Source organism: Kribbella qitaiheensis (assembly GCF_014217565.1).
Classification (GTDB): domain Bacteria; phylum Actinomycetota; class Actinomycetes; order Propionibacteriales; family Kribbellaceae; genus Kribbella; species Kribbella qitaiheensis_A.
Genome location: NZ_CP043661.1, coordinates 5,541,752 through 5,556,046 on the forward strand (window position 1 = coordinate 5,541,752; position 14,295 = coordinate 5,556,046).

Sequence of the window (14,295 nt, forward strand, 5' to 3'; positions counted from 1 at the left end):
TCTCCTCACTTTCCGTGCTCATCGCCGTACTCTTCGCGAGGTCCGGTTCAGCGTCAGGTCCGGCCGCTCAGTCGGTCGCGAGCAGGTCGAAACAGAGCAGGTTGTCGTAGCTGCCGTCGCGCCGCGGGCTGGCCTCGCGGGCCGTACCGGTGAGAGTGAAACCGTTGGCGACGGCCACCTGTGCGGAGGCGGTGTTGCCTTCGGCAGCGAAAAGCATCAGCCGCCGCCGGCCCAGGCCGCCCTCGTCGATCGGCTTGAAGGCGTGCTTCGCCGCGAGGCCGACGGCAGCCGACATCACCGCGCGACCGCGCGCGTCCGGGTGCAGCCAGTAACCGACCTCGCCGCTGCTCGCGTCGATCCGGTTCTTCAGATCGAACACGCTGACGTTGCCGAGCAGTTCGTCTGTCACCAGGTCCGCGATCCCCCAGGTGACCCCTTCGCCGCTCGCCAGCAGCTCCGTTCGGCTGTCGACGAAGCCCTCGGCGTCCTCCAACTGGTACGGCGACGGCATGCCGACCAGCCAGTGCTGGGTCCGCTCGTCGTTGCAGGCTTCCATGATCCGCTTGGCGTCCGTACTCCGGAGCGCCCGCAACCGCAGCCCGCCGCCTTCCAGCGTCGGCACCTGCCACCAGTTCCCCTGCGGCTCGGTTGAGTCCTCCCGGCTCCGGGTGGCGATCCACTCGTCCTTCCGTACGCCGCGCGCGACACCACCGTCCGGCACCTTCACCAAGCCGCGGAAACCCGCCTTCCAGGCGACCCGGCGGGATCCCCAGTTGCCGACGTGGGCACGCCAGATCACCCGGCTCCAGCCCTGCTGTTCGAACACGTAGCCGACCGCGAGGTTCAGCGCCCGGGTCATCACCCCGTGCCCCCGAGCCCACGGCGCCACGGCGAACCCGACCTCGCCGACACCCCCGTCACCAGGTCGCAGGTCGATCGTGCCGGCGTACCGGCCGTCGTACTCGATCGCCCAGGCCCACGAACTGCCGTCCCGCCAGCCGCCGGGGACGAACTCGGTCAGGTAGTGGACCGCGTTCTCCCGCTCGTACGGCACCGGGATGGTGGTCCAGTGCTGCATCTCCGGGTCCTGGCAGACTTCGTACGCCGGCTCGATGTCGTCGCTGCTGTGAGCCCGCAGCTTGACCACGTCATCAGTCAGCACCGGAACGTCTTCAGGGAATCGCATACGTCACCCTCCCAAGCCCCCAACCCCCGCGGCAATCTCATTTCCACCACGCAACTGGGGTGCACGGCACAGAAATCAACGTTTTCGCACTGCAAAGGGTGACCACAGCGCTTAGGCTGTCGCTGTGAGTGCAGCCGGAGTGAATGCCGAACCGTCCCGTGGCCGGGGCGGTCAGCTCGCTGCCCAGCGGCAGGCCACGATCGTTGCCGAGGTCAACAGCCGGGGCGCGATCACGGTGGCCGAGCTGGTCGAGCGGTTCGGCGTCTCGGACATGACGATCCGCCGCGACCTGGACGCGCTCGACTCCAGCGGCCTGCTGCACAAGGTGCACGGCGGCGCCACCTCGGTCGGCCTGCGCAGCGCGCACGAGCCCGGGTTCGACGCCAAGCTCACCCAGGAGTCGGGCGCCAAACACGCGATCGCCGCCGAGGCCGCGCGCCGGGTCCAGCCCGACAGCGCGATCGGCATCGGCGCCGGTACGACGACGTACGCGCTGGCCCGGCAACTGCTCCGCGTCGAGAACCTCACCGTCGTGACGAACTCGGCCCGGATCGCCGACGTCTTCCACGGCAACGGCCGGTCGGACCGGACCGTCGTCCTGATCGGCGGCATCCGGACGCCGTCGGACGCGCTGGTCGGCCCGATCGCGACCGCCGCACTGCAATCGCTGCACCTCGACCTGCTCTTCCTCGGCGCGCACGGCGTGGACGCCGAGCACGGCCTGAGTACGCCGAACCTGATGGAGGCCGAGACGAACCGGTCCTTCATCGCCGCCAGCCGCGAGGTCGTCGTGGTCGCGGACCACACCAAGTGGGGCACGGTCGGCCTGAGCACCTTCGCCGGCTGGGGCGACCTCGACCTGGTCGTCACCGACTCCGGCCTCTCGACCGCGGCCCGCAAGGCCATGCGCGACACCAACTGCGAACTGATCATCGCCTCTTGACCACCCGGCCTCCTGAAGGCCCCGCCTCCTGAACCGACCGCCGTCAGATCGGCTGGTTCAGGAGGTCGTGACCACAGGCCACTAGGCGTGGTCGCGGACGACGTACTTCGCCGTGAACAGCTTCCGGGCCTGCTTGGGACCGATGGTGCAGTCGGCGCCGACGCTCCCGGGCGGCGTGCAGTCCTCCCTTGGAGTACCGCCACCGGGTTCCGACCGTCAACTGCCCAGCAGGCAAGGGCCTGGCCATGCCCCCCAACCTCTTCCCCCTTGTTACGTACTTCCCCTTGATTCCGAAAGTACGCCGGAGGTCTGTATCTGCCCAGACCTCGGCGCCCCCAGTTCACCGGGGCGCCGGCCCGCGGGTCAGGAGAGTCGGGACGCTCCCGGCGAAGGGGTAGCGGCCAGTGAGCTGGGTGCACTGAATCCGTGCTCGGCGAAGGCCTTCTCGATGGCGGCGAGGGTGGACTCCGCGGCGTCGGCCTCGACCAGGGCGATGATGCAGCCGCCGAAACCGCCGCCGGTCATCCGCGCGCCAAGGGCGCCTGCCGCGAGGGCGGTGTCGACGGCGACGTCGAGCTCGGGCACGGTGATCTCGAAGTCGTCGCGCAGCGACACGTGCGACGCCGTGAACAGCGGGCCCACGTCGCGCAGCCGCCCGGCGTGCATCAGCTCGACGGCCTCCTCGACCCGGCGGATCTCCGTCACCACGTGCCGCACCCGGCGGCGGACGACGTCGTCCGTCAACCGCGCCAGCGCGTCGTCCAGCTGATCGAAGTCCACCGACCGCAGCGCCGGTACGCCGAGTTCGGCCGCGGCCTGCTCGCAACTCTTCCGCCGGGCGGCGTACTCGCCGTCGACGTGCCGGTGCGGTGCCTTCACATCGACCACCAGTAAGGCGAGTCCGTCGGCCGCGGGGTCGAAGGGGATCTGGTCGGTCGACATCGCGCGGATGTCGAAGTACAGGGCGTGCCCGGCTGTGCAGCACATCGAGGCCATCTGGTCCATCAGGCCGACCGGCGCCCCGACGTACTGGTTCTCCGCCTTCTGGGCGAGCCGGGCGACCTCGGCCGGGTCGACCGTGATGCCCTGCAATCCCAGCAGCGCAACGGATGTCGCGCACAGCAGAGCAGCCGAGGAAGACAGCCCGGCGCCCGACGGCAGGTCGGATTCGACCAGCAGGTTGGCGCCGCCGATCGCGTAGCCGGCCTCACGCAGTACCCAGGCCGCGCCCGCCGGGTACGCCGCCCAGTCCTGCACCGAGTGGGGTTCGAGCTCGTCCAGTGCGAATTCGGTGCTGCCGGGCTGGCCCTTCGTCGCCACCGCGAACCGGCCGTCGGTGCGCGCGGACGCGGTCACCACGATCTGGTTGGGGAGGGCGATCGGCATCACCAGGCCGTCGTTGTAGTCGGTGTGCTCGCCGATCAGGTTGACCCGGCCGGGCGCGCGCCAGGAGCCGTCAGGGGCGGTGGAGAAGAGCTCCTCGAACGTGCTCACGAACCAACCTTCCGCAGTGTCTCGGCGACGTCCTCGGGCCGGGTGTCGCTGATGAACGCGCCCATCCCGGACTCCGAACCCGCAAGGTACTTGATCTTGTCCGCGGTCCGCCGGATCGACAACACCTCCAGGTGCAGGTAGCCGAGTTCGCGGTCGATCCGGACCGGCGCCTGGTGCCACGCGGCGATGTAGGGCAGCGGATCGCCGTACAGGCCGTCCAGCCGGCCCAGTACGTCGAGGTAGAGCTGGGCGAAATCGTCGCGCTCGGGGCCGGACAGCTCGGCGATGTCGGCCACCTTGCGGTGCGGGTAGAGGTGCACCTCGACCGGCCAGCGGGCGGCCTCGGGGACGAAGGCGGTCCAGTTGTCGTTCTCGGCGACGACCCGGGTGCCCTCTTTCCGTTCAGCGGCCAGGATGTCGGCGAAGAGGTTGCTACCGGCAACTGCCTGGTACTCGCGGGCCCGGTCGATCAGGGTCCGCATCCGCGGCGGCAGGAACGGGTAGGCGTAGATCTGGCCGTGCGGGTGGCTCAGGGTCACGCCGATCTCGCGGCCACGGTTCTCGAACGGGAACACGTGCTCGACGTCCGGCCGGGCGCTCAGCTCGGCGGTCCGGTCCGCCCAGGTGTCGACGACCAGCCGGGCCTGGCCCTGCGAGAGCTTGGTGAACGGCTGGTTGTGGTCGCTGGTGAAGCAGACCACCTCGGCCCGGGCCCGGTCCGGCGAAGGACGGGAAGCGGTTCTCGAACACGGCGACGTTGTAGTCGTGGTCCGGGATCTCGGTCGGGTTGCCGGGCTTGCTCGCGCACAGCGGACACTGGTCGGCCGGCGGCAGGTAGGTCCGGGTGTTGCGGTGCGTCGCGTAGGTGATCACGTCACCGGTCAGCGGATCGGTGCGCAGCTCGACCTGCGGTTTCGGCGCCGGCAGGCCGCGGCTGTCCTCCAGCGGCACCCGGGGCGGCGCGTCAGCCGGGTCGTAGTAGATCAGGTCCCGGCCGTCGGACAGCTTGGTATCTGTCCGCCGCGCGCCACGAATCGTCATGGAATGATCATAAACCAACAGATTCAAACATGCACCAAAGGACCTCTCGCCGCTACTCTTGATCGATGGACGTCGCCCTACTCCCGCGTCCTCTCCCGTTATCCCGGAGAGGACGCTAGGAACTCCCAGCTATGAACGAGACCCTGCTCAACATCGTTCTGATCTTCATCTTCGTGCTGATCGGTGGCGTCTTCGCCGCCGCCGAGATGGCCCTGGTCTCTCTTCGCGAGAGCCAGCTCAAATCGATCGCCCAGCGCGGCAAACGGGGCGAGACGGTGGCCCGGGTGGCCGCCAACCCGAACCGGTTCCTGTCCGCCGTGCAGATCGGCGTCACCCTGATGGGCTTCCTGTCGGCCGCCTTCGGTGGCGCGACACTGGCCGACGGGCTCGCGCCGAAGCTGGAGGAGCTCGGCCTGCCCGAGTCCTTGGCCGGCACGGTCGCCCTGATCCTGATCACCGTCGCGATCTCGTACGTCTCGATCGTCCTCGGCGAGCTGGCGGCCAAGCGGCTCGCGCTGCAGCGGGCGGAGACGTTCGCGCTCGGCCTGGCGCCGCTGGTGGACCGGATCGCTTCGATCGCCCGGCCGGTGATCTGGCTGCTGTCCAGGTCGACCGACCTGGTCGTCCGCGCCCTCGGTGGCGACCCGAACGCCAATCGCGAGGTGATGTCGGACGAGGAGCTCCGCGACCTCGTCTCCGGCCACGAGTCGCTCGGCGAGGAGGAACGCCGGATCGTCGACGACGTGTTCGAGGCCGGTGGCCGGCAACTCCGCGAGCTGATGCTGCCGCGGACCGAGGTGGACTTCGTCGACGCCGAGATGCCGGCGTACAAGGCGGTGAAGTTCGCGGCTGAACGGCCGCACTCGCGCTATCCGGTCATGAACGGGTCCGCCGACGACATCGTCGGCTTCGTGCACGTCCGCGACCTCTTCGATCCCGCGGTCGCCACCAGGTCGGTCCGGGTCGGCGACCTGGCGCGCGACGTACTGATGCTGCCCGACACCGCGAAGCTGCTGCCGACGCTGACCGAGATGCGGCGCCGGAGTACGCATCTGGCGATCGTGCTGGACGAGTACGGCGGCACCGCGGGCATCGTCACGATGGAGGACCTGGTCGAGGAGCTCATCGGCGATATCAAGGACGAGTACGACGAGGACGCCACCGAGACGACCCGGCTGCGCAGCGGTGACGTCGAGGTGGACGGCCTGCTCAACCTGGACGACTTCGCCGACGAGACCGGGGTGGAGTTGCCGGACGGCCCGTACGAGACGGTCGCCGGCTTCCTGGCCGCCCAGCTGGGCAAGGTCCCGTCGGTCGGTGAGGAAGGCGTGGTCGACGGCTACAAGATCACCGTCCTCGAGATGGACGGCCGCCGGGTCGCCCGGGTCCGGGTTCACCGTGTCGCCGACACCGACACCGACACCGACACCGACGAGACGACGCCACCAGCCGAGTAACTCAGGTACTTTCCGGGACCCCTGGCTGTGCGACCGCGGCCAGGGGTTCTACTTTCTCGGTCATCGTGTCGATCAGGAGGCGCCGGCGGGCCAGCACGGCCAGGCCGCCGAGGAAGAAGCCGAGCCCCTGGAAGATGAGGACGGGGATGACTCCGACAAGGTCGCCGAGGACGCCGGCCGCCACCGTGCCGACGAGCACCGCGAGCCCCTCCGTGGCGAACAGCGCACCGAATACCCGGCCGCGCGAGGTGTCGTCGGTCAGCCGCTGGAGCACCGTCATCATGCCGGCGATCAGGAAGGCGCCGGGCACCCCGACGAGGATCATGCAGACGAACGCGGGCGTGACGCTGTGCCAGGCCAGCGGGTAGCAGAACATCACCAGGTCGATCAGTCCGAACAGCACCGCCCCGACGCCCCACATCTTCGCCGCCGAGAACCGCGATCCGACGGCCGCCGCGATCAGTCCGCCGACGATCCCGCCGACCGCCTGCGACGACGAGATCAACCCGTACGTCGTGCCGTTACCGCCCAGCTCGGTGCTCACGAACGGCGCGAACAAGGTGCTCATCGCCCCTTCGCCGACACCGGTGACGAGTCCGAAGACGAAGACGAGCCGCAACGCCGGACCGTCTACGCAGATCCGCAGCCCCTCCAACCATTCGGTCTTGAGCCGCCGGATGGCGCCGGTGGTCTGCTCGACCACGATCTTGTTGCCCCGATGCCGTACGCCGATCAGCAGCCCCATCGCGGCCAGGTAGGTGACCGCGTCCACCAGCGCGAGCAGGGGAATCCCGCCGAACGCGGCCAGGACGCCACCCATCGCCGCACCGATCAACCGGGCGATGTCGCCGGACTGGCTGTTCAGCGCGTTCGCGGTGACGAGCTGGCGCGACTCGACCAGGAGTGGCACCAGCGACTGCTCGGCCGGCCGGAAAAATTGCTGTAGGCAACTTTGTGTGAGTACGACCAGGTAGACGACCCAGATCGTGCTGCCGTCGTGCACCAGCAGCAACGGCAGCAGCACGAACGCGTGCACCAGGTTCGTGACGATCATCGTGCGGCGCCGGTCCCACCGGTCGACGAAGACACCGGCCAGCGAGCCGAGCAGGAACAGCGGCAGGAAAGAGGAGAGCAGGAGCCCGCCGGAGGCCAAGGTCGATCCGGTCAGGTCGTAGACGTAGTACGCCAAGCCGATCCGCAGGATCCAGTCGCCGGTCAGCGACACCAGTCCGGCCCCGAGTACCAGCCGATAGTCCCGCTGCCGAGCCAGCACTTCCCACAGGTTCCTCATCGCTCGTCCTTCCCCGCGGGGGACTCGTCCTCTTTCGCGGCGGACTCGTTGTCAGGCAGGACGACGATGATCCGGGTGATGTCGACGAGACGGCTGCCCGGCGGCCGGGTCGACTTGTCATCCATCGGCCGGGCGGCGACGTACCGCTGGATCGCATCGCTGACCTCCTGCTCGAGCGCCGCCAGTTCCTCGCCGGTGAGGTAGACGCCGGAGTGGCCGATACCGGCGTTCCGTCGCCAGATCTCGTCCTCGTCCGGCCGGCGCTGCTGCCACTCCGCGAGCTGACCGAGCGCTCGCTCCGCCAGCAACTGCTCCAGTACGTCGGCTGCGGCCATGCCCTCGGGGGTCAGCTCCGCATCGCTCCAGGACTGCGAGATGGAGACCAGTCGCCAGGGGCGTTCGCGGTTGTCCTTCCCGGGTGCCGGTTCGACGAAGTCGTACTTCGCCAGCTGCCGCAGGTGGTGCGAAGCCAGTGCCTGACTGATCCCGAGCCGGCGGGCCGCGTCCGCGGCGGTTAGCGGCCCTTCGCGCCCGAGCAGTGCCTGCAGGTCCAGCCGGACCGGGTGCGCCAATGCGCGGATCGCCAACGGGTCGTCGAGCAGCCTGCGGCGGCGGGGGTCTTCCGCAGATTCCAAAGACATGCTTGGAATATGCGGCAGCGCTCGACTCGATGTCAAGCCTTTGCTTGGAATAGCCCGGCGTCAGGAGTTCTTGGTGGCCTTCGGGGGCTTCGTGGATTTCGGCTGGGGGGTCTTCGCGTGCCCCTTGGTGTGGCTGCTCGAGGGTTGCGGGGATTTGCCGGTCGTCGACGGCTTGTTCGTCCGGGTGCCGGCCACCACCGTCGACGGCGGCCGCGTAGTACGGGCAACCGGCGGCGGTGTCGTGCGGGCAGTCGATGGAGGTGTCGACACCGCCGGAGGCTTCGACGGCAGCAGATCCGTGGTCGGCAGCCTGCCGGGGTCAGACCTGATCAGTACTGCGAGCGCAACCGCCACCGCGATGGCGACGACAGCCGCGGCACCGGCCAATACGGCTCGCTTGGGCCGCAGCGCGGGTATCTGAGCTGTTGGCGCCTCGTTCTGCGGCCGGGCCAACGGGACGAGCGGCGCGCCGGTGGCGACCTCGGCCGCGGTCGGTCGATCGGCCGGATCCTTGGCGAGCATCCGGAACATCAGCGTCTCGCAGGCGCCGGCCAGTTCCGGGCGAAGATCGCTCGGCGGTACAGGGGCGACCGCGACGTGCTGGTACATGATCGAAGCCGGCTGGTCGCCCTGGAAGGGCGGGTGGCCGGTGACCAGTTGATAGAGAACGCAGCCGAGGGCGTAGACGTCCGACGAGGTCTCGGCCGGGCCGCCCTCCGCCTGTTCCGGAGACATGTAGAAGCTGGTTCCCAGCACCTGGCCGGTGGCGGTCAGGGTGGTCGTCGTGTCGGCGACGAAGCGGGCGATGCCGAAGTCGGCGACCTTGACGGCTCCATCGACGCCCAGCAGCAGGTTTCCCGGTTTGATGTCGCGGTGGACGATGTCCTCGCGATGCGCGGCCGCGAGCCCGGCCGCCGCCTGACGGACGATGTCGAGAGCCCGTTCCCCGGGCAGTGGACCGTTCGTCTTGAGTTCCTCGGCGACAGAACGGCCCTCGACCAGTTCCATCACCAGGAAGTAGCCGTCCTCGTGCCGGCCGAAGTCGAACGCGGCGACCACGTGCTGGTCGTTCAGTAGAGCGGCGGCCCGGGCCTCGCGATGGAACCGGGCCGCGGCCAGCTCGTCGTGGCGGGTCGGCAGCAGGAACTTGATCGCGACCGCACGGCCGAGCAACTCGTCCGTGCCGCGGTAGACCTCGCCCATCCCACCCCGGCCGAGGGAGGCACCCACCCTGTACCGCTCCGCAACCAGCATCCGCTCTCGGTACCCACTACGGCCGCGGCCAAGCAGGTACCGAGGCCGCGGCGGAGCGGATCAGGTGTGGTCGGCGAGCCAGGGGAGGATGGATCCGGCCTGGTTCATGACCGTGAAGTGGCTGGCTCCGGGGGTGAGGCGGAGCTCCGCGGTTGGGCAGTGAGTCGCCAGCCAGGAGCCGTGGGAAGAGGGGATGATCCCGTCCCGGTCGCCCTGCAGGAGCAGGATCGGGGCCTTGATCGTGGTCGGGTCGCACCCCCACGGAGTCACGTAGGAGACGTCGTCGTCGATCAGGCCGTACGGACCCGCGTCGAGGCCATGACTCGCCACTGAGCCGAGCCAGCCCCATTCACCCTCGAAGAGCGCGTAGTCGGTCTCGGTGAACTCCGGGTCGTACTCGACTCCCGATGCCTCGTGGGTGGCCTTCGCCTCGCGTCCTTGGAGCGCCGCTCGCAGCGAGGCGACGCCCGAAGGGACCATCCCGTCGAACCAGTCGAGGCCCTCGGCGCCGTACGGAGCTATTGCCGCCAGGGTCGCCACCGCGCTGACGCGATCCCCGAGAGTGGCGGCGCAGCCGAGCGCGTACGACCCACCGCCGGAGTACCCGGCGACGGCGAACCGGTCGATCCCCAGCTCATCGGCGACGGCCGCCGCGTCGTACGCGACCGAACTCATCGTCCGGCCGGGCGCAACGGACGAACCGCCGTACCCGGGCCGGTCGAAGGAGAGCCAGCGGATGCCGAGCTCGTCGCTGGCCGCGAGCAGGGGAGCGGGCGGCGTGCCGAGGTTGGGGGTGCCGTGGTTCCAGAAGACTGGCCTTGTCTCTGCGCCGGCCCCGCTGCCGGTGTCGTAGACGTGCAGGGTACGGCCGTCGCTCAGCTGGAGGTCGGTCTCTTTCATGGTGCTCACCTTAGGTTCGGTCCGGTGTGTCAGCCCGTACGTCGGAGGCGCGGGTGACCGGTCGACATTTCGCCCGGAACTGCCGGAACGGCCGAAATGTCGAGGAGGCGGGCAGGCCTCCGACCTCAGCTGCGAGGATCGTTCGACGACGAAAGGAACTGCCGTGAAGTACCTGTTGTTGGTCCACAGCAACCCGGTGACCTGGGGACATCCCTCCTTCCTGCACACCGAGGAAGGGATCAAGCTGCCGAAAGCCGCGCGCGAAGTGCTGTCGGCACAGCTGGACACGCTGATCAGCGAGCTGAAGGGATCCGGCGAGCTCGTCGCGCTGGAACCGCTCGGCGCCCCCCGCGACACGAAGGTGGTCCGGGTCCGCGAAGGCGTTCGCGCGGTCACCGACGGCCCGTACTCCGAGGCGAAGGAGCAGCTCGCCGGCTTCTTCCTGATCGACGTCGCCAGCCCGGAGCGGGCCGAGGAGATCGCCGCCCGCATCCCCGAGGCCCAGTTCTACGCCGTGGAACTCCGCCCGATCGACAATCTGAACTAACACCCCGTACTGCGCCCAGGCGGATCGCTGCCCGGGCGCAGTACGGAGCGTCAGCTGACCAGCCTGGTGTGGTTGGAGCGGGTGGCGAGGGCGGGGTCGAGGACGCCGAGCGCGAGCCAGGTCGCGCCGCCGACGCCGTCGCGGGCGGTCAGCACCTCGCCGTCGAAGTGTTCGTGAATGGTTTGCCGGAGCAACCGGCCGACCGGTGACGATTCCCCGGCCACACTGCCGGCCAGCACCAACGGGCCGTTGTCCGACGTTGTCCGGAGCCGGCTGACCGTTTCTGTGAGCAGTTCGGCTGCGCGTTTCACCAGCGCATGGGCGGTCTTGTCGTTCTGGTCGTACGCCATCACGACCGTCCGGGCTAGTTCGGCCAGCAGGACCGGCGGACGGGCATTCACGGTGCGAATCAGGTCGTCACGGAGCCGGTCGTAGCCCTCACGCTCCGCATTCGCGTGTTCGTCGTGGTCCGGCAGCAGGGCTTTCACCACGGCCTCGCCGAGCAGTCCGATCGGCTCGCCCAGATCGAGAGCGCGCAACAGACTGCGCATCGCTTCGCGGCCGAGCCAGAATCCGGACCCGTCGTCGCCGAGCAGCCAGCCGTGCCCGTCGGCGGTGTGGACCAGTCGGTGGTCGCGGACCAGGCCGGGCCGCGCTGCCGGTGCCGGCGATCAGCACGGTGCCGGCAGGCTCCGGCGTACCGGAGGCGAAGGCGACCTCCAGGTCGCCGATGAAGTCCGGCTCGCAGACCAGTCCGGCCCCGCTCCAGGCGGCGTCGAACTGGGCCTTGACGCCCGGATTGGACAGCGCGGAGCCGCCGGCCGCGCCGATCACCGCCGTACTGACCAGGGTCGGATCGATACCGTCCAGGGCCTGGTGAATGGCCTGTCCGAAGTTGGCCGCGGCGCTCGCGGGGTGGCTGGTCGGGTTTCCGCCGGCAGCGGCCCCGCGGCCGATTACGTTGCCTTCATGGTCCGCGATCACGATCCGGGTGGAGGTACCGCCGAGGTCGCCGCCCAGGACCAGTGCGGAAGCCGGCATCAAGACCACTGGATCCCCAGGTTCGGGGAGCGGGCGTTCGAGCGACATAGGCGATGCTCCAAACTGCTCAGAAGTGACTAGTTGTGAACAAGAACAAGCAAGGTCACGCAACGGTCCCGATCTGCAGGGAAGAGTGAGATGAGCCTTGACTTTAGCTGCCAGGTGAGAAAAGTTCTGTCCAGCAAACCGCAAACTTGCGCACTTGTCGGCACCAGGTGTGTCGCGGCGAACACATTAGTCGAGGGGTAGGGCCTCTGATGGCCAGCACGGAAGACGGCAGCACGAGCGTCGACGGGGCAAACCCGGGCGTGAGTGCGCAGTCCTATGTTCATGCGCTGACGCCGATCCTGGCGGCCGTGACCGAACTGGCCGACGGTCCGATCCAGGCCGCGGCCGACCTGTTCACCGCCTCGCTGCGGGCCAACGGCGTCATCCAGGCCTTCGGCTCCGGCCACTCCGAGGCACTCGCGATGGAGATCGCCGGCCGCGCCGGTGGCCTGATCGCGACGAACCGGATCGCACTGCGCGATCTGGTCCTGCTCGGCGGTGAATCGCCCGAGTTGCTGCGTGGCGGCGAACTCGAGCGCGACCCGTCGTACTCCCGCAAGCTTTACGAACTGTCGGCCGCCCGCCCCGGCGACCTGTTCGTGATCGCTTCGAACTCCGGCGTGAACGGCTCGATCGTCGAGCTGGCCACGGTGGTGAAGGAAAAAGGACACCCGCTGATCGCGATCACGTCGCTGCAGCACACCAGTGGGGTGGAGTCGCGGCACCCGTCCGGCAAAAAACTGATCGACTTCGCCGACGTGGTGCTCGACAACCAGGCGCCGTACGGCGATTCTGTGCTCGACCTCCCCGACGGTGGAAAGGTCTGCGCCGTGTCGTCGATCACTGCTGCGCTGATCGCGCAGATGCTGGTAGCCGAGGTACTGCGCCGGTTCACGGAGGCCGGCGAGACGCCGCCGGTCTACCTGTCCGCGAACATCGCTGGTGGCGACGACCACAACCACGCCCTTGAAGCCCAGTACGCCGGCCGGATCCGTCGTACTGCTTGAAACACTCCTTGGAAGGCGGGACCAATGACCACTCCCAACAATCTGTCGCGGCGCCTGTTCCTGCAGCGCGCGGCGGTCGGCACCTTGCTGGCCACCGGCGGCAGCACGCTCCTCGCGGCCTGCGCCAGCAGCGGCGGCGACGACAAGAGTTCCGGCGGTGGGGGCGCCGACAAGACCGCCGACAACCCGTTCGGGATGGCGGCCAAGGCGACCGTCGACGCGGTGATCTTCAATGGTGGGTACGGCTACGACTACGTGTCGTTCGCGGCCGACATCGCGCAGAAAAAGCAGGCGGGCTCGACCTTCAAGGTTGCTCCGTCGACCCAGATCGCCCAGCAGTTGCAGCCGCGCTTCGTCGGTGGCAACCCGCCGGACCTGATCGACAACTCCGGCGCGAACCAGATCGGCTTCAACACGATCCTGGATCAGTTGGCGCCGCTGGACGACGTCTTCGAGGCCAACAACTACGAGGGTACGAAGATCGCCGACACCCTGTACCCCGGCGCCAAGCTCCCCGGCACCTTCGACGGCAAGTTCGTCGCGATGAACTACGTGCTCACCCTCTACGGCCTGTGGTACTCCGAGGCCATGTTCAAGGAGAACGGCTGGGAGCCGCCGAAGACCTACGACGCGCTGCTCGACCTCGGCGCCAAGGCCAAGGCGAAGGGCAAGTACCTGTTCGTCTGGGGCAAGGAAGCCGCGACCTATTACCACACCCTGGCCGTCGACTCCGCGATCAAGGAGGGTGGCGACGAGGTCCGGCTGGCGCTGGAGAACCTGAAGGAGAAGTGCTGGTCGCTGCCGCAACTCCAGGGCGTCTTCAAGGCCATGGAGACCATGGTCAAGAACGGGTACTTCGTCCCGGGCGGCGCCGGCACCCAGTTCACCGCCGCGCAGGCGAAGTGGAGCAACGACCAGCAGGCCATCCTCTACCCCTCGGGCTCGTGGATCGAGAATGAGATGAAGAAGGCCACCAAGAGCGGGTTCCAGATGAAGGGCATCCCCGAGCCCACGCTGACCGACAGCCCGAAGCTGCCGTACGAGTCGCTGCGCAGCGCGGCCGGTGAGCCGTTCGTCGTCCCGGCCAAGGGCAAGAACGTTGCCGGCGGCAAGGAACTCCTGCGGGCCATGCTGTCCAAGGAGGCGGCGACCAACTTCGCCAAGACGCGGCTGGCGCCGACGATCGTCAAGGGTCTTGTTCCCGCGGACGGTTTCGGTTCGACCGCGCTGCAGTCGCAGACCGCGATGCTGGACGCCGCCGGCACGAACATCTTCGACTACCAGGTCTTCGGCCTGTACGGCATGAACACGGACCAGCTCGTGGTCTGGAACTCGTTCCTGTCCGGCCAGCTCGACGCGGCCGGCCTGACGAAGGGCCTGCAGCAGATCACGGACAAGGTGCGGAACGACAGTTCCGTCAAGAAGATCCCGGTCACCAAGTGACC

At 68.6% G+C, this 14,295-nt stretch carries 14 protein-coding genes; 5 read left to right on the plus strand and 9 right to left on the minus strand.

Features of this window, described 5'->3' with window-relative positions; genetic code table 11:
• Nucleotides 1-67 precede the first annotated feature (67 nt).
• Entirely contained in the window at nucleotides 68-1,186 is a 1,119-nt protein-coding gene (locus F1D05_RS26390; RefSeq protein ID WP_185443177.1) for a GNAT family N-acetyltransferase, read from the minus strand.
• Between the two features lie 124 nt (nucleotides 1,187-1,310).
• Here F1D05_RS26390 and F1D05_RS26395 point away from each other — a divergent pair, with 124 nt between their 5' ends.
• Nucleotides 1,311-2,129: a DeoR/GlpR family DNA-binding transcription regulator gene (locus tag F1D05_RS26395; RefSeq protein ID WP_185443178.1), complete on the plus strand. Its 819-nt coding sequence runs from the start codon at nucleotides 1,311-1,313 to the stop codon at nucleotides 2,127-2,129.
• Nucleotides 2,130-2,492: 363 nt separating this feature from the next.
• Here the strand turns inward: F1D05_RS26395 and galK are convergent, their stop codons facing one another.
• Both galK and galT read right to left on the minus strand, forming a co-directional pair.
• A complete protein-coding gene (galK, locus tag F1D05_RS26400) occupies nucleotides 2,493-3,623 on the minus strand; it encodes a galactokinase (RefSeq protein WP_185443179.1) in 1,131 nt (376 codons plus the stop codon).
• Nucleotides 3,620-4,324 (minus strand): galactose-1-phosphate uridylyltransferase, encoded by a 705-nt coding sequence (gene galT, locus F1D05_RS26405; RefSeq protein WP_246485982.1) that lies wholly within the window; start codon nucleotides 4,322-4,324, stop codon nucleotides 3,620-3,622. Before galT ends, galK begins: the two co-directional genes overlap by 4 nt.
• 471 nt (nucleotides 4,325-4,795) lie before the next feature.
• Between galT and F1D05_RS26410 the strand changes: the two genes are divergently transcribed.
• A complete protein-coding gene (locus tag F1D05_RS26410; protein ID WP_185443180.1) occupies nucleotides 4,796-6,121 on the plus strand; it encodes a hemolysin family protein in 1,326 nt (441 codons plus the stop codon).
• A 1-nt stretch (nucleotide 6,122) separates the two neighbouring features.
• On the opposite strand, the gene F1D05_RS26415 is transcribed toward F1D05_RS26410, so the two are convergent.
• Genes F1D05_RS26415 through F1D05_RS26430 form a run of 4 tightly spaced genes read right to left on the minus strand, consistent with a single transcriptional unit; the run spans nucleotide 6,123 to nucleotide 10,207 of the window.
• Nucleotides 6,123-7,412 (minus strand): MFS transporter, encoded by a 1,290-nt coding sequence (locus F1D05_RS26415; RefSeq protein ID WP_185443181.1) that lies wholly within the window; start codon nucleotides 7,410-7,412, stop codon nucleotides 6,123-6,125.
• Complete coding sequence (locus F1D05_RS26420; protein ID WP_185443182.1) at nucleotides 7,409-8,053, minus strand: ArsR/SmtB family transcription factor; 645 nt, start codon at nucleotides 8,051-8,053, stop codon at nucleotides 7,409-7,411. The genes F1D05_RS26415 and F1D05_RS26420 overlap by 4 nt, the downstream gene beginning before the upstream one ends.
• Nucleotides 8,054-8,113: 60 nt before the next feature.
• Nucleotides 8,114-9,307 carry a serine/threonine-protein kinase gene (locus F1D05_RS26425; protein ID WP_185443183.1) on the minus strand — a complete coding sequence of 398 codons (1,194 nt, stop codon included), beginning with the start codon at nucleotides 9,305-9,307 and terminating at the stop codon, nucleotides 8,114-8,116.
• 60 nt (nucleotides 9,308-9,367) lie between these two features.
• On the minus strand, nucleotides 9,368-10,207 hold the full coding sequence (locus F1D05_RS26430) for an alpha/beta fold hydrolase (RefSeq protein ID WP_185443184.1): 840 nt from the start codon (nucleotides 10,205-10,207) through the stop codon (nucleotides 9,368-9,370).
• 163 nt (nucleotides 10,208-10,370) lie between these two features.
• Here F1D05_RS26430 and F1D05_RS26435 point away from each other — a divergent pair, with 163 nt between their 5' ends.
• Complete coding sequence (locus F1D05_RS26435) at nucleotides 10,371-10,754, plus strand: YciI family protein (RefSeq protein ID WP_185443185.1); 384 nt, start codon at nucleotides 10,371-10,373, stop codon at nucleotides 10,752-10,754.
• Nucleotides 10,755-10,804: 50 nt separating this feature from the next.
• Here the strand turns inward: F1D05_RS26435 and F1D05_RS40895 are convergent, their stop codons facing one another.
• Together F1D05_RS40895 and F1D05_RS40900 are read right to left on the minus strand one after the other, a co-directional pair.
• The gene (locus tag F1D05_RS40895; protein ID WP_246485983.1) at nucleotides 10,805-11,242 is read right to left on the minus strand and encodes a hypothetical protein; all 438 of its coding nucleotides are present in this window, start codon (nucleotides 11,240-11,242) and stop codon (nucleotides 10,805-10,807) included.
• Nucleotides 11,193-11,795, minus strand: coding sequence for a BadF/BadG/BcrA/BcrD ATPase family protein (locus F1D05_RS40900; RefSeq protein WP_246485984.1), 603 nt, complete (start codon nucleotides 11,793-11,795; stop codon nucleotides 11,193-11,195). The genes F1D05_RS40895 and F1D05_RS40900 overlap by 50 nt, the downstream gene beginning before the upstream one ends.
• Nucleotides 11,796-12,052: 257 nt before the next feature.
• On the opposite strand from F1D05_RS40900, the gene F1D05_RS26445 reads away from it, so the two are divergent.
• On the plus strand, nucleotides 12,053-12,850 hold the full coding sequence (locus F1D05_RS26445) for a sugar isomerase domain-containing protein (protein WP_185443186.1): 798 nt from the start codon (nucleotides 12,053-12,055) through the stop codon (nucleotides 12,848-12,850).
• Nucleotides 12,851-12,874: 24 nt separating this feature from the next.
• Nucleotides 12,875-14,293 (plus strand): N-acetylglucosamine/diacetylchitobiose ABC transporter substrate-binding protein, encoded by a 1,419-nt coding sequence (gene ngcE / locus F1D05_RS26450; RefSeq protein ID WP_185443187.1) that lies wholly within the window; start codon nucleotides 12,875-12,877, stop codon nucleotides 14,291-14,293.
• The last annotated feature ends 2 nt before the right edge of the window (nucleotides 14,294-14,295 follow it).

Excerpts from the sequence above, each read along its gene's own strand:
- F1D05_RS26390 (WP_185443177.1), bottom strand. The coding sequence starts at position 1,186 with ATGCGATTCCCTGAAGACGTTCCGGTGCTGACTGATGACGTGGTCAAG.
- F1D05_RS26445 (WP_185443186.1), top strand. The coding sequence starts at position 12,053 with ATGGCCAGCACGGAAGACGGCAGCACGAGCGTCGACGGGGCAAACCCG.
- ngcE (WP_185443187.1), top strand. The coding sequence starts at position 12,875 with ATGACCACTCCCAACAATCTGTCGCGGCGCCTGTTCCTGCAGCGCGCG.
- F1D05_RS26410 (WP_185443180.1), top strand. The coding sequence starts at position 4,796 with ATGAACGAGACCCTGCTCAACATCGTTCTGATCTTCATCTTCGTGCTG.
- F1D05_RS26415 (WP_185443181.1), bottom strand. The coding sequence starts at position 7,412 with ATGAGGAACCTGTGGGAAGTGCTGGCTCGGCAGCGGGACTATCGGCTG.
- F1D05_RS26425 (WP_185443183.1), bottom strand. The coding sequence starts at position 9,307 with ATGCTGGTTGCGGAGCGGTACAGGGTGGGTGCCTCCCTCGGCCGGGGT.
- F1D05_RS26420 (WP_185443182.1), bottom strand. The coding sequence starts at position 8,053 with ATGTCTTTGGAATCTGCGGAAGACCCCCGCCGCCGCAGGCTGCTCGAC.
- F1D05_RS40900 (WP_246485984.1), bottom strand. The coding sequence starts at position 11,795 with ATGCCGGCTTCCGCACTGGTCCTGGGCGGCGACCTCGGCGGTACCTCC.
- F1D05_RS26430 (WP_185443184.1), bottom strand. The coding sequence starts at position 10,207 with ATGAAAGAGACCGACCTCCAGCTGAGCGACGGCCGTACCCTGCACGTC.